Source organism: Pseudomonas sp. GW821-FHT07F05 (assembly GCF_059418765.1).
On the sequence record NZ_JBWKQL010000020.1, the window covers coordinates 66,101 to 79,400 of the forward strand.

The window sequence follows — 13,300 nt, forward strand, 5'->3', positions numbered from 1 at the left end:
CTGATTCAGAACCCCAGCTTGTCCCGCAGGCTGTAATACCAGGCACCCAATGCCGTCAGCGGTGTGCGCAACAATTGCCCGCCGGGGAACGGGTAGTGCGGCAGGCCGGCGAAGGCGTCGAATCGCTCTGCCTGTCCGCGCAAGGCTTCGGCCAGCACTTTGCCGGCCAGATGGGTGTAAGTCACGCCGTGGCCGCTGCACCCCTGGGAGTAATAGATGTTGTCGCCCAGCCGTCCCACTTGCGGCAACCGCGATAAGGTCAGCAGGAAGTTGCCGGTCCAGGCGTAATCGATCTTCACGTCCTTCAGTTGCGGAAACGCTTTGAGCATCTTCGGCCGGATGATCGCTTCGATGTTCGCCGGATCGCGCGCGCCGTAGACCACGCCGCCGCCAAAGATCAGACGCTTGTCGCCGGAAAGCCGGTAATAATCCAGCAGGTAGTTGCAGTCCTCGACGCAGTAGTCCTGGGGCAGCAACGTGCTCGCCAGTTCCTCACTCAGCGGCTCGGTGGTGATCACCTGTGTGCCACAGGGCATCGATTTGGCCGCCAGTTCCGGCACCAGATTACCCAGATAGGCGTTGCCTGCCACGATCACGAACTTCGCCCGAACCTTGCCCTCGGCGGTGTGCACGACCGGGCTGGCGCCGCGATCAATGCGGGTAGCCGCAGACTGTTCGTAAATAACCCCGCCCAGGGACTCGACCGCCGCCGCCTCGCCCAGCGCCAGGTTCAGCGGGTGGATGTGACCGCCGCTCATGTCGAGCATGCCGCCGATGTATTGGTCGCACGCCACCACTTCACGGATGCGGCGCTGGTCCATCAGCTCCAGCTGCGTGTGGCCGTAGCGTTCCCAAAGACGTTTCTGCGACTCCAGATGGCCCATCTGCTTGGCCGTGATCGCGGCGAAAACCCCGCCGTCTTTCAGGTCGCACTGGATCTGGTATTTGGCGACGCGGTCCCGGATGATCTGCGCGCCCTCGAAGGCCATGTGCCCGAGCAGTTGTGCTTCCTTGGGCCCGACGCTCTTTTCGATGGTGTCGATGTCGCGGCTGTAGCTGTTGACGATCTGTCCGCCGTTACGGCCCGAGGCGCCGAAACCGACTTTCGCCGCTTCCAGCACGGTAACCTTGAAGCCGTGTTCCAGGAGAAACAGCGCGCTGGAGAGCCCGGTGTAGCCGGCGCCGATGATGACCACGTCGGTCTCGACGTCCCCCTGCAGCCGAGGCCGAACCGGAACCGGATTGGCGGAAGCGGCGTAATAGGAATGTGGGTATGGCGTGTTCGTCATCCTGTAACCCCTGTTTTATATTTTTTACGAGTGGGCGGATCCTACCTGAGATGAAATTTTGCGGCCAGCCGACGCTGGAGGTTTGCGGGCCTTGACGCGATGCTGGCAAGGCATTGGCCACCGAGGCACGGGCGCACTCATTTAGCATGATTCGCCAGTGCAGGGACAAATAGCTCGGACATTCATAGGCTTAGGGATGAATCAAAGTTGACAGCGTTCCGGATCCCGGTAGAATGCCGCCCCACAGCAGGCACGTAGCTCAGTTGGTTAGAGCACCACCTTGACATGGTGGGGGTCGTTGGTTCGAGTCCAATCGCGCCTACCAAACAAATCCGCTCTGCTGGGCGGTAACGAAAAAGGGTGACCCGAGAGGGCCACCCTTTTTTGCTTGCTCGAACCTGAATCACCCCAGGCGTCCGGCCATTGCGCCGGCCGATCAGTCGGCCTTGGCGCGGGTAATGCGGCCCGCCCTGATCTCGTCCACATAGGCGCGCAGGCGGTCAGCGTCCTTGTACTGCTGGTTCATCAAGTGCAGCACCGCGACCACGTCGACATCGTTGACCCGTTCGGCCAGTCGGCTGATTTCGCCTGCAGTGCTTTCCAGATTGGCCGCGATGGTGCTCAGGTCACGCTTGAGTTCCAGCGCTGATTTCTTCATGCCCACGGTGCCGCTCTCCACTGTTGATGACGCCCGGGTCCGCGACCCTGGTTCAGGCGCGGCGGCGACGCACTATATCAAAGCACGACGGTAAGCCACGACAACCGGGCACGAAAAGGGCGCTGTTCAAGCGCCCTTAATGATTCGTCTGTAATGGCCCACGCCTACGTAGTGCTTCAACCGCCAGCGCCGCCCGCGCTCGACGAACCCGAGCCCTTGCTGCCGCCGCCATTGGTGGTATCGCCACCGGGCAAATCGGCGTCGTTGTTATTGCCGGTGCCATTGCTCATCGACGTGCCGCCGCCAATGCTGATGCCTTTCTTGGTTTGCGTGTCCACATCAGAGCCCTGGCGAGCCGGGTCGCTGCCCTGTACGCGCGGGTCGATGCCGGTCTGGGAAGGTGGCGGCCCCATGTCTGGCGATGTGGCGCCAGCCAGCGCTGTGAGGGAAGTGCATGTCAGTGCGCAACCGAGGGTGAAGGCAGTCAATAATCTGTTCATCAGGTGATCTCCGTGTCGTGATTCCTTGTCATCATTGGGCATCTGAAGTTCGTCCGAAGTGCCATGATGGCGACAGGCGGCATGTTCGGTGCGCAAGTCGAGGGCCCTCGTTGATTCACCCAAGCATCCGCTGGCGATCGGGAGGCCGGTCATGGCGTTCACCGCCCGAATCTCGCTGATCGACGGCGACTCTGTAGGTTGATCCGCCCATGTCGATGCTACGGGGAAATAATTTGCATATTCATAGGCTTAGTGGGCGAAAAAGACGTTGACAGTCATTTGAATATCCGTAGAATGCCGACCCACAGCAGGCACGTAGCTCAGTTGGTTAGAGCACCACCTTGACATGGTGGGGGTCGTTGGTTCGAGTCCAATCGCGCCTACCAAACAAATCCGCTCTGCTGGGCGGTGACAAAAAAGGGCGAATCGAAAGATTCGCCCTTTTTTTTGCCCGAAATTTTCCCGTCAGGCCAGCGGTGCTCACGTCAGCCATAGCCCCTATGGCCGGACGTTTTGCCCCTATTCGATACCCGCGAGCCTCTGCGCGCCGCGAAATAAATCCGGTTTTTTTCCCGCTACCGTCTGGACCTTTTCCCATGATGCGCGATCATCAGTGCATGGAAAACCAGAGGAGGTGTGTATGTTTAGCCGGTCGTTGACCCTTGCCGTTTTGTTCGCCGTGTCGAGCCCCTTGCTGGCTGCCGACGGTGATGGCCCACTTTCCCAGGAGCGCGGCAAGGCCCGTCCACTGATCGTTATCGCGTCGAGTTCGGCAGACCCGACGCTGGGGGCCCTTAAGAAAAGTCTGGACGAACCCGCCAACAAGGATGGTTTCGCCAAACGTGACATGGTCCTTTACACCATCATCAATACCGTGGGGCAGCGTAACGGTAAAGACCTCGACGCCCAGACCACCATGGCCCTTATCCGCGAACTCAAGCTTGGCGCCCAGACAGAAAAACAGGCGCAGGTGATTCTGGTGGGCAAGGACGGCGAGAAGAAAATGACTCACAACGGCCCCATCGATCCGAAGGAGATTTTCAGCACCATCGACCAGATGCCGATGGCCGAGAAGGAAGCAGCCGCCGCTGCTCCACCTGCGCCCGTCGCCGAGCCGAAGACCGCAACGCCGTCAGGCAAATCGGCCAAGCCCGGCAAGGCCGCGCCTGCTGCACCGCCCGCCGGGCTGGATGATTAAGCGCTCGGACGGCTTACCCATGGGGCTCGCTTGAGGTTGCTGGTAACATCGTTCCTTTTTTAACGAAAAGGACGTTTGATGAACGGGACTGGCATGAAACATTGGGCGGGCGCTGTGGCACTGATCCTGTTGTCGGGTTGCATGAGCTTGAATCAGACACGTTCGGCAGGGCCGGCGCAGGTTTACACCAGTCAGAAGCCTGCGGTCGCCGTCGCCGAATGCATCAAGGTCTCCTGGGCCAGCGTTCAGCTGTTCGGTGATGTGGCCGACGTGTTCATGGCTAAGGGCGAGCCGGGCGCTTTCACGGTCTACACCACCGAGGGCGAATATTTCGCTGACGTGGCGGGCAAGGCGGGCATGACCAAGGTCAATTTCTACACCAAGCCCGGCGCCAAGGTGATCGAGCAACGTGGCGCGGTGCTCGCGACCTGTCTTTGAGTCAGACCTGATAATTGACCTGCGCATGCTGACCGGTGCTGTTTCATCTACCGGCGCCACGCAGGTTTTTAACGCTACAAGCCCTGCACATTGGCCGCTTCACATTGGCGGCGTCACGCCATTTTCCCCTGCAGAAATCGACAGCGCCGTCAGCGAGTTGTCCGAACCTTTCTGCGCCTGCAGCACCACCTTCACACCGGGCTTGAGCAAGCTGCGATCGCCTGGCACCAGGTTGACGATCGGCACGTCATCAGGGATGACGATCTTCTTCTGCCCGCCTTTGTAATTCACCGTGATGGTGCGGCCATTACTGGCGACCAAATCGCCGACCGATCCGTTGGTCATCGTGCTGTCCGGCGTCAGGTCAAAGGCCCGATGGCCATCCCCCGTGCCCGCCATTTCCGGCGGGAACACATGCACCTCGAGCGCCTTCAACGAACCGTCCGGCAGCGGCACCGCGGCGGAGCCTATGTAGCTGCCCGGTTTGATTTCCGACACCTGCGCCAACGTGACGCCGCGAATCTGCGTGTCAGGCGTCAGCGCAACCTGCAGGTCTTCTCCGCGATTGCTGTGAATTTTCAGCGCATCGCCTTCGATCGCTGTGATGGCACCGCGCACGCGGGTGGGTTTGCTGTCTTCGGCGTGGGCTGGCAGCGCTGCCGATAGCAGCGCGCTGAGCAATCCCGAGATGAGAAGAGAGTGGCGGAGGGTCTGGGTCTTGGAGGTCTTCATTGGCGGCGCGAATCCGGTGATGGGTCGAGCACGCAGCATAGCGGTAGTGCACGAGGTGGTGCATGACATTGCCGTCAGCCAGGACGCTTCGATGCCGCCTGGCATGCAGGATGCGATGTCATTCAGATAGACTATTTGCATAGTCATATAGAACAAAAATGAATTTAATTAATTAAATGGCCGGTGCTAATGTTTTAAGCAGTCGGCGAAACCCCAGGATTTGGTTATTAAAAATTCTCGTTCGGCGACGACCATCTCACTCACCGGGTAAGGGAACACCATGGCCGTTTTCGATCAACTGAGCCGTCGGCGGGTGCTGAGCCTCGTCGGCGCTGCGCTGGCGTCGCCACTTCTGCTGTCATTGCCGCGCGGCGTCTGGGCTGCGGACGAACATGCGGAGCATGCCGGGCACGGCGCCGACGCCAGTGGCGGGGCGAGCGAGCCCGCGGGCACGGGTGAGTTCATCAGGCTCGATCAGCCAAGGGCGCTGAAGCTTGCGATCAACCTGAACGCCGTGTGCCTGGCCCCCGTGGTCATCGCCCACGGGCAGGGCTTTTTCAATAAGCACAATCTGGACGTCGAACTGGTCAATTTTGGCAATTCAACCGAAGTGTTGCTGGAAGCCATTGCGACGGGCAAAGCGGACGCCGGCATCGGCATGGCGCTGCGGTGGCTGAAAGCGCTGGAGCAGGGCTTCGACGTCAAGCTGACTGCCGGAACCCACGGCGGATGCCTGCGGTTGTTGACGGCGGCGAGTGGCAACGTGAAGACACTCGAAGACCTAAAAGGCAAGGCCATCGGCGTGACCGACATGGCCAGTCCCGACCGTAACTTCTTTTCCATCCTCCTGAAGAAACATGGCGTCGACCCGGTGCGCGACGTCGAGTGGCGCCTGTATCCGGCCGACTTGCTGGGTACGGCGCTGGAGCGCGGCGAAGTGCAGGCGGTGAGCGGCAGCGACCCGTTCATGTACCGACTGATCAACGCCGGCAAGGCTCGCGAACTGTCGTCGAATCTGGTGGAGGACTACGCCAGCCTCAGCTGCTGCGTGGTGGGCGTGACCGGCAAACTGGCGCGGGACGACAAACGCGCCGTGGCGGCCCTGACTCAGGCGATTCTTGAAGCTCACGATTACTCGGTCAAGCATCCGGAGGAGGTGGCCAAAGGGTTCCAGGCTTACGCGCTGAACACCACCACCGAGGAAGTCGTCGCCATCCTCCACGATCACACCCATGGACATCACGCCGTCGGCGCCGCACTGACCGCCGAGATTGCCACTTACGTTCGCGACCTGAAAACCGTCGAGGTCATCCGTCAAAGCACTGATGCCAACGCCTTTGCTGCGGAGATCACTGCCGATGTCTTCAGTTGAGCTGGCGGCCGGCGTCGAACGGCTGAAAAACCCGGCGGGGCGCTTCTCGCTGCACGGCGTAGTGGCGGCGGCGGTCTGGCTCGCGGCGGCGCTATTGATCGTGTATCTGCCCAACGCCACCCGTCTCTGGCCGATGACCCAGGGTCTGGCGAATCTGTGCCTGATCATGGCCGGTCTGATCCTGCTCGCGTTAACGGCAGCGCGTTGGTCTCCGCGCATCGCCACGCGTACGCAGACCCTCGGCCCCTGGCTGATCGCGCTGCCGATTCTGCTCACGATCTGGGAGCTGCTCACCGCCAAATTCGGTGTATTGCCGGTGCCGTTCTTCGCGCCGCCCCAAGCGCTGCTGGACGTCTACGTCGAAGATTGGCCGCGCCTCGCCGACAGCCTGTTTCATTCGGCAATTCTCCTGGGCAGCGGTGTCGCCCTTGGCGCACTGACAGGGTTCATCGCCGGCGTCGCCATTGGCTGGTCGCGCAGCATCGGCTACTGGCTGCACCCGGTGTTGAGGATCCTCGGCCCGGTGCCGTCCACCGCCTTGCTGCCGCTGTGCTTCTTTCTGTTCCCCAGCAGTTGGAGTGCCAGCGTGTTTCTCATTGCGCTGGCGACCTGGTTTCCTGTGACGGTGCTGACGTGGTCAGGGGTGTCGAGCGTCGACAAAGCCTACTACGACGTGGCCCGCACCTTGGGCGCAAAACAGGGTTTTCTCATCTTCAAAGTAGCAATTCCCGCTGCGCTGCCTCACGTTTTCGTCGGCTTGTTCATGGGCCTCGGCGCATCGTTTTCCACCCTGGTGGTCGCCGAGATGATGGGCGTGAAGTCCGGCATCGGCTGGTACCTGCAATGGGCCCAGGGGTGGGCGGCGTACGCCAACATGTACGCAGCATTGTTGATCATGGCGCTGGCCTGTTCGGGGCTGATCTCGGCGCTGTTTCTGATTCGTGACCGTCTGCTGGCGTGGCAGCAAGGAGCAATGAAATGGTAAATGCAGCCAGAGCGGCAAGCGCCGAGCACAGTCGTGGTCTGGCGCTGCGCATCGATAACCTGAGCCACGGTTTCTCCCTCGAAGGGCACATGCTGCCGGTGTTGCAGCGGGTGTCGCTGGAGGTTGAACCGGGGGAATTCGTCGCCCTGTTAGGACCGTCGGGTTGTGGAAAGTCCACCCTGCTGCGGCTGGTCGCGGGGCTGGAAGGTGCGGACAGCGGGAGCATTACGGCTGACGGTGTGGCGATCACCGGGCCGGATCCGACGCGGGTGGTGGTGTTCCAGGACCCGACCCTGTACCCGTGGCGTCGGGTCTGGGACAACGTTGCCCTCGGCCTGGAAGCCCAGGGTCTGCTCAAAACCACCAAGGGCAAGGTTGATGAGGCCTTGGCGAAGGTCGGTTTGAGTCAATTTGCACGCGCCTATCCGCGACAGCTGTCGGGCGGCATGGCCCAGCGGGTGGCGCTGGCGCGGGCGTTGGTCAACGAGCCAAGACTGCTGATTCTCGATGAGCCGCTGGGCAAGCTCGATTCGCTGACCCGGATTGCCATGCAGCAGGAGTTGATCGATCTGTGGCAACGCCAGGGTTACACGGCGCTGTTGGTCACCCACGATGTCGAGGAGGCGCTGCTGCTCGCCAATCGCGTCATTGTCTTCAGCGACCGGCCCGCGCAGATCAAGGCCGAGCTGATCATCGACCGTGCCTATCCACGGCACCGTGACGACCCGTATCTGGTTGACCTGCGCAAACAGATTCTCGGATTGCTGGGGTTGGGGCAGAGCTGGTAGGCAGAGCATGTACGTAAAGACTGGCCGCCGGGCTGTGCGCATGTCGTCGAGCGACTTCGCACAGCCCGGCGCGTGACGTTATTGCTGAAGCGAAATCGACGTGCTCGCCAGTTTCGGCTGGTTGTACAGGCTGACCAGCACTTCATCCAGCACCGAAGACGCACCCCATGGACGCGGGTCGTTGAGGATCGCGACCACCACCCAAGTGTTGCCGTTGCTGTCGCGGCTGAATCCCGAAATAGCCCGTACGGTGTTCAGGGTGCCGGTCTTGATGTGGGCTTCGCCGCGCAGGGCGGTACGTTTCAGGCGTTTGCGCATGGTGCCGTCCATCCCTGCCAACGGCAGCGAACTCATGAATTCGGCTTGAAACGGGCTGTTCCACGCGGCCTGGAGCATCTGCGCCATTTCCCGTGCGCTGACCCGTTCGGCGCGGGACAGGCCTGAACCGTTTTCCATCACCAGATGCGTCGCGATGATGCCTTTCTTCGCCAGCCATTGGCGCACCACACGCTGTGCGGCTTTGGCGTCGTCACCGTCGGCTTCGTTACGGAACTCGGCGCCCAGGCTCAGGAACAGCTGCTGGGCCATGGTGTTGTTACTGAATTTATTGATGTCGCGGATGATCTCCGCCAGATCCGGCGAGAAGGCCCTGGCCAGCAACTTGGCGCTGCCCGGTGTCACGTCCAGACGGTCCTTGCCGAGAATGGTCCCGCCCAGTTCCTGCCAGATGGCGCGCACGGCACCGGCGGTGTAGGTCGGGTGATCGAGCAGCGACAGATAGGTCTGGGAGTTGCAGCCGTCACCCAACTGGCCGGACACCGTGACGGTGATGCCGCCATCGGCTTCCGGCACCGGGTTGTACAGCACGTCGCCGGTGCACTTGCTGGATGACAGCGCCTTGACCTGGTTATTGATGTGGATCGCGGCGATGGGCGGCTCTACCGAAACCAGAATCCTGCCGCCGTCGTTGCGGGTGACGAAACGCAGGGCCTTGAGGTTGACCATCAAGGAGTCGGGGCGCACCAGGAACGGCTTGTTCTTATCGTTGCCATCGTCATCGAACACCGGCAGTTGCGGTTGTACGAAATGGCTGCGATCGAGCACCAGATCGCCGGTCACCTGCTGCACGCCGTTGGCACGCAGGTCGCGCATCAGCAGCCACAAGCGTTCCATGTTCAGCTTGGGATCGCCGCCGCCCTTGAGGTACAGGTTGCCACGCAGAACGCCATTGCTGAGGGTGCCGTCGGTGTAGAACTCGGTTTTCCATTGATGGGTCGGGCCGAGCATTTCCAGGGCGGCGTAGGTGGTCACCAGCTTCATGGTCGAGGCCGGGTTGACCGACACGTCGGCGTTGAAAACAGTCGGGGTGCCGGGGCCGCTGACCGGCAGCATCACCAGCGAAAGCGCATCGTTCTGCAGCTTGCTGGCTTTGAGTGCTTCCTGAACCTTGGGGGGCAGGGCGGTATTGATAGGGGCGGCGGCGATGGAGAACGAGAGGGGCAAAAGCAGGGTGGCGATAAACAGCGGACGCAAAGACTTGATCATTCAATAAACCCTACTGCAGCGAACAACGAAGATGAAGAGGGGGTGAATTCCCTCGCATTGTGAACGATCCACCAGAAAATGCCCGATGGCAGGGCGTGACACTGGCGTTTCGGTAAAGCGGCATTATGCCCCAAGCTTTCGTGACTTGCGCCGGGGTACTGCCGTCAAACGGCGCTATTTTTTGCGCTTGCCCATTCAAAGTCACGTTAAACCGTGGTTTTTTCCCGTAACGCCGGCTGCAGGCCGCCATTTCCTGGCAGCATTCGTGACGTCCGGCTGCGGTTTTGTCCGGTGAACACAACAAAACCTCGAATCCCGGACACAAAAAAGCCATCCCGAAGGATGGCTTTTTAGGTATCAGCTCGGCGGGAAGGCCCGCCAGCTCATCAGACAGCCGCGTTGATCGGCTTTTCCGGGTACCAGGCGTCCTGCAGAGGGCTGACTTCAACTTCAGTCAGCTCGCTACGGCCTTTGAGCCATGCTTCGACAGCAGCGCGCTGTTCTTCGCTGACCGAACCACGGTTCGCCAGGCAAACCAGACCGAAGTCGTCGCCGCCGACGTAGTCCAGACCGTTAGCGTCCATGGCCTCTGTCAGGAAAGCGTCGAGGAAAGCGTCGATGGCCTCGTCATCCAGGTCCTCTTTGAAGCCCAGCTTCAGTTCGAAGCCCAATTCCTGGAACTCGTCGACACAGAGTTTTTTGCGCAGACGACGGGAGCGGTTAGTGGCCATGAAGCGTTCCTCTTGAGTAATTTCGGGGCGCAGTCTATCAGCTTCGTCCTGATGGCGCCTGCTTGATGCTGATCAGGGTTGTCGCATTTCTCACTGTGGTCGGGGAGGGGCTGGCGCTGGCGCAGAGAGCTTTGGGATGACTCATAGCCATGATGCGCGAAAAGTTGCGCACTCGTTTCGTGAGAATGGGGTGGTTGATGGGTTGGAGGCCACGTCGTTCGTAGTGTGCAGACGAGTGCGCAAGAAGTTGCACAGGGGTGCGCAACTTCTTGCGCACTTCTTCTTTGTTTTCGGGTTTAGCGTTCGCTTAAGCCTGCCGTTTTTCTTCGCAAGCAATTGATTTATATCGGCTAATTCACAGCTGGCACAACCCTTGATATCTCCGTCGCCCCCGGTTCGGCAAACACGCCTGCCTGATGGTTTTTGAGCACGGAGAGCATCCTTGGCAAACCCCGTAGTTACGCCCGGCAGCGACCAGAAACGCGAGCCTCAAGTGGCGATCGTTCCGCTTGATCTGATTCAGCTTCAGGACGTTGGCGTCGGTGCTGCAAACGTCGATGCCTGGTTACAGGAGATCAGCGGCGGGGTTGTTTCGCTTGATCGAATCAAGGCCCAGGCAGGCGGACTGCCGGTGGTAGGCAACATCATGGCGCTGGTCGATGCCTTGAATGACATCGCCAGGTTATGGAGCAGCGAGAAGCGCGATCCGCTGGATTGGGTGAGTCTGGGCATCAATCTGATCGGAGTGATGCCACGCCCGCCTCGCATGGCGGCGGCACGGATGAGCCTGCGGCCAATGCTGTTTCTGGTGCGCCAAGAGATGCGTCGGAGCGGGAAATTGGTGTTGGGTGACGTGCTGATCGAGATTCTGATCGGGCACCTCAACGCGGACATCGTCGGGACGCTTGATGACTTTGTGCCACAGGCGCAGGCCAAGCTCCCCGGCATTCTTGAGGATGCCGGAAAACTTGGGGAAGGTGTGCTTCTTGAGATCGCTGCCGGTCTTGAAAAGCTGGTTAACCCTGAGCTGAACGCCAGCGCTGATTTGCTTGAGGCCGAACAGCGGGTTCAGGCCGCTGGGGATCAGTGGGCCTATGACCCCAAAGCCGCGATTGGCAACATTTTTGCGGCCGCTGCGGATGTTTGCATTGCTGCGGGTAAAGGCGCTGTAAACGGTGCTGCCGAATATTTCGTGCCTGAAGCGCTGAAGGCGCAGGTGCTCAGACATGCGGCTTCGTTGCGATCACTGGGCCCGGAGCTTCGGGATCAGATCAATCGTCTGGCGGATCCTGGGGTTCAGAATTCCATTGGTTCGCTCCTGCTCACGCTGGGTGACGCGGTGGTCACCTGGCGGTCGCGCAACGGGCATGGGCAGTCGTTCAACATCAAACCGGGGATGGTTAATCAGGCCAAGCGCAAGGCGAGTGAAGGCAAGCTTGAGGCTGTTCAGTTCGAGAAGCCTGCAAAGGGTCGGCCCAACGAACAGAAGAATTGCGCCTGTGCGGCGACGATCAAGAGCATCAGCTTTGCGATGGGCTCGGAGTCGGTTAGCCATACCGATTTCAGCCTGCCGGGGCCGTTTCCGATTGAGTGGACGCGGACTTACTGCTCGAGTCTGGATGCGTTTGATGATGATGTTATCGGTGCGCGGTGGATTACGGCGTTTACTACACGTTTTGATCTCGTCGGCGACGGTTTGGTGTTTCATGACTTCGACGGGCGTAGCCATGAATTCCCTCTTCCCAAGGTCAAGCTGTTTCACTTTAACGCCATTGAAAATCTGACCGTCGTTCGCGTCAGCAAGGATCGGTTGGTGCTGATGCGGGGCTTGGAGCAAAGGGAGACCTATGTTCAGCGGGGTGATCGTTTCGTTCTGATCAACAAGGTTTTGCCGAATGGCGCCGGGGTGATGTTGCATCACGAGCATCGCCATGGAGATCGGATGGTGCTCTCCGAGTTAGTCACTTACTCGGAAAAAGACGTCAACAAAGTTCATCTGCGCCTGGGCACTTTGATCGATGATCAGGGGCGTCTGACCGGTCTTTGGGAGGTTCGTGATGCCGACGTCAAACGGCAACTGTGCGCGTATCAATACGATGATTTTGGTGACCTTGTTCTGGCTCAGGACGAGAACGGTTCGGCCTGGCGCTACCAGTATCAAAACCACCTGATTACCCGTTATACCGACCGCACCAATCGCGGTTTGAATCTGCAATGGCAAGGCTCCGGCCCCGATGCCAAGGCCGTGCGCGAATGGGCCGATGACGGCAGTTTCGATACTCGGTTGGCGTGGGATGAAAACATCCGTCTGACCTATGTCACCGATGCGCTCAGTCACGAAACCCGGCATTACTACGACAGCCTCGGTTACACCTATCGCATTTGCCACGCGGACGGGCGTTCGGAGTGGTTCTTTCGCGACGCCGCGAAGAACATCATTCGCCACGTCCACACCGAGGGCAGCACGGATCGGTATCGCTACGACAAGCTGAGCAATCTGACGGAACACACCCGCGCTGATCACAGCGTGATGAATTACGCCTACGACGAAAAAAGCCATCTGATCAAAATCAGCGATGGCGAGGGCGGGCTGTGGAAACGGGACTATGACCTTCGCGGCAATCTCGTTGAGGCGATTGATCCCTTAGAGAACACCACCGAATACACCTACAACACATTTGGACTTCCTACCGCGATCAAGGACGCCAACGGCAATACCAAGTCGTTGGCCTACAACGACGCGGGTCAGCTCGTTAAGTACACCGACTGCTCGGGCAAGGTCAGCACTTGGGAATACGACGAACGCGGCCAGATGGTTGGCTTCACCGACCCGGCCGGGCATAGCACCGCGTACGAATACAAAGCCGGTCAACTGGTACTGATCAAACACCCGGACAAAACCGAAGAACGTTTTAGTCGCGATGCCGAAGGTAGGTTGCTGGCCCACTCGGACGGCCTGGAATGTTGCACCACCTGGCGTTACAGCGCTGCGGGATTTATCGCCGAACGCGTCGACGCCGCCGAACAAACCTTGCGCTATCGCTGGGACAAGCTTGGCCGACTG

General features: G+C 60.0%; 12 protein-coding genes and 2 tRNA genes. 8 read left to right on the forward strand and 6 right to left on the reverse strand.

Annotation, left to right across the window (positions count from 1 at the left end; genetic code table 11):
* Positions 1–5 precede the first annotated feature (5 nt).
* Entirely contained in the window at positions 6–1,289 is a 1,284-nt protein-coding gene (locus AC07RO_RS25900) for an NAD(P)/FAD-dependent oxidoreductase (protein ID WP_495087460.1), read from the reverse strand.
* Positions 1,290–1,537: 248 nt separating this feature from the next.
* Between AC07RO_RS25900 and AC07RO_RS25905 the strand changes: the two genes are divergently transcribed.
* Positions 1,538–1,614 (forward strand) — tRNA-Val (locus AC07RO_RS25905).
* 111 nt (positions 1,615–1,725) lie between these two features.
* On the opposite strand, the gene AC07RO_RS25910 is transcribed toward AC07RO_RS25905, so the two are convergent.
* Positions 1,726–1,947, reverse strand: a complete 222-nt coding sequence (locus tag AC07RO_RS25910; protein WP_197983806.1) for a hypothetical protein — start codon at positions 1,945–1,947, stop codon at positions 1,726–1,728.
* Between the two features lie 176 nt (positions 1,948–2,123).
* Complete coding sequence (locus tag AC07RO_RS25915; protein WP_282371330.1) at positions 2,124–2,447, reverse strand: hypothetical protein; 324 nt, start codon at positions 2,445–2,447, stop codon at positions 2,124–2,126.
* A 309-nt stretch (positions 2,448–2,756) separates the two neighbouring features.
* On the opposite strand from AC07RO_RS25915, the gene AC07RO_RS25920 reads away from it, so the two are divergent.
* The 3 genes from AC07RO_RS25920 (at position 2,757) to AC07RO_RS25930 (ending at position 4,083) form a co-directional block, all read left to right on the forward strand.
* Positions 2,757–2,833, forward strand: a tRNA-Val gene (locus AC07RO_RS25920).
* 254 nt (positions 2,834–3,087) lie between these two features.
* Complete coding sequence (locus AC07RO_RS25925) at positions 3,088–3,645, forward strand: DUF4174 domain-containing protein (RefSeq protein ID WP_192172478.1); 558 nt, start codon at positions 3,088–3,090, stop codon at positions 3,643–3,645.
* A 78-nt stretch (positions 3,646–3,723) separates the two neighbouring features.
* On the forward strand, positions 3,724–4,083 hold the full coding sequence (locus AC07RO_RS25930) for a 2-oxoacid ferredoxin oxidoreductase (RefSeq protein WP_495087461.1): 360 nt from the start codon (positions 3,724–3,726) through the stop codon (positions 4,081–4,083).
* Between the two features lie 99 nt (positions 4,084–4,182).
* Here AC07RO_RS25930 and AC07RO_RS25935 read toward each other — a convergent pair whose 3' ends face one another.
* A complete protein-coding gene (locus AC07RO_RS25935; RefSeq protein ID WP_346628950.1) occupies positions 4,183–4,815 on the reverse strand; it encodes a DUF5666 domain-containing protein in 633 nt (210 codons plus the stop codon).
* Positions 4,816–5,095: 280 nt separating this feature from the next.
* Between AC07RO_RS25935 and AC07RO_RS25940 the strand changes: the two genes are divergently transcribed.
* The 3 genes from AC07RO_RS25940 to AC07RO_RS25950 are packed head-to-tail and all read left to right on the forward strand — an operon-like array spanning position 5,096 to position 7,960.
* Complete coding sequence (locus AC07RO_RS25940) at positions 5,096–6,187, forward strand: ABC transporter substrate-binding protein (RefSeq protein WP_495087462.1); 1,092 nt, start codon at positions 5,096–5,098, stop codon at positions 6,185–6,187.
* The gene (locus tag AC07RO_RS25945) at positions 6,174–7,172 is read left to right on the forward strand and encodes an ABC transporter permease (RefSeq protein ID WP_495087463.1); all 999 of its coding nucleotides are present in this window, start codon (positions 6,174–6,176) and stop codon (positions 7,170–7,172) included. Before AC07RO_RS25940 ends, AC07RO_RS25945 begins: the two co-directional genes overlap by 14 nt.
* The gene (locus AC07RO_RS25950; RefSeq protein ID WP_495087464.1) at positions 7,166–7,960 is read left to right on the forward strand and encodes an ABC transporter ATP-binding protein; all 795 of its coding nucleotides are present in this window, start codon (positions 7,166–7,168) and stop codon (positions 7,958–7,960) included. The genes AC07RO_RS25945 and AC07RO_RS25950 overlap by 7 nt, the downstream gene beginning before the upstream one ends.
* Before the next feature lie 78 nt (positions 7,961–8,038).
* On the opposite strand, the gene dacB is transcribed toward AC07RO_RS25950, so the two are convergent.
* Both dacB and AC07RO_RS25960 read right to left on the reverse strand, forming a co-directional pair.
* Positions 8,039–9,505, reverse strand: a complete 1,467-nt coding sequence (dacB, locus tag AC07RO_RS25955) for a D-alanyl-D-alanine carboxypeptidase/D-alanyl-D-alanine endopeptidase (RefSeq protein WP_192172483.1) — start codon at positions 9,503–9,505, stop codon at positions 8,039–8,041.
* Between the two features lie 386 nt (positions 9,506–9,891).
* Positions 9,892–10,236 (reverse strand): YggL family protein, encoded by a 345-nt coding sequence (locus AC07RO_RS25960; RefSeq protein ID WP_065988787.1) that lies wholly within the window; start codon positions 10,234–10,236, stop codon positions 9,892–9,894.
* Between the two features lie 442 nt (positions 10,237–10,678).
* Here AC07RO_RS25960 and AC07RO_RS25965 point away from each other — a divergent pair.
* A partial coding sequence (locus AC07RO_RS25965; protein WP_495087465.1) for a DUF6531 domain-containing protein occupies positions 10,679–13,300 on the forward strand: 2,622 nt, incomplete at its 3' end.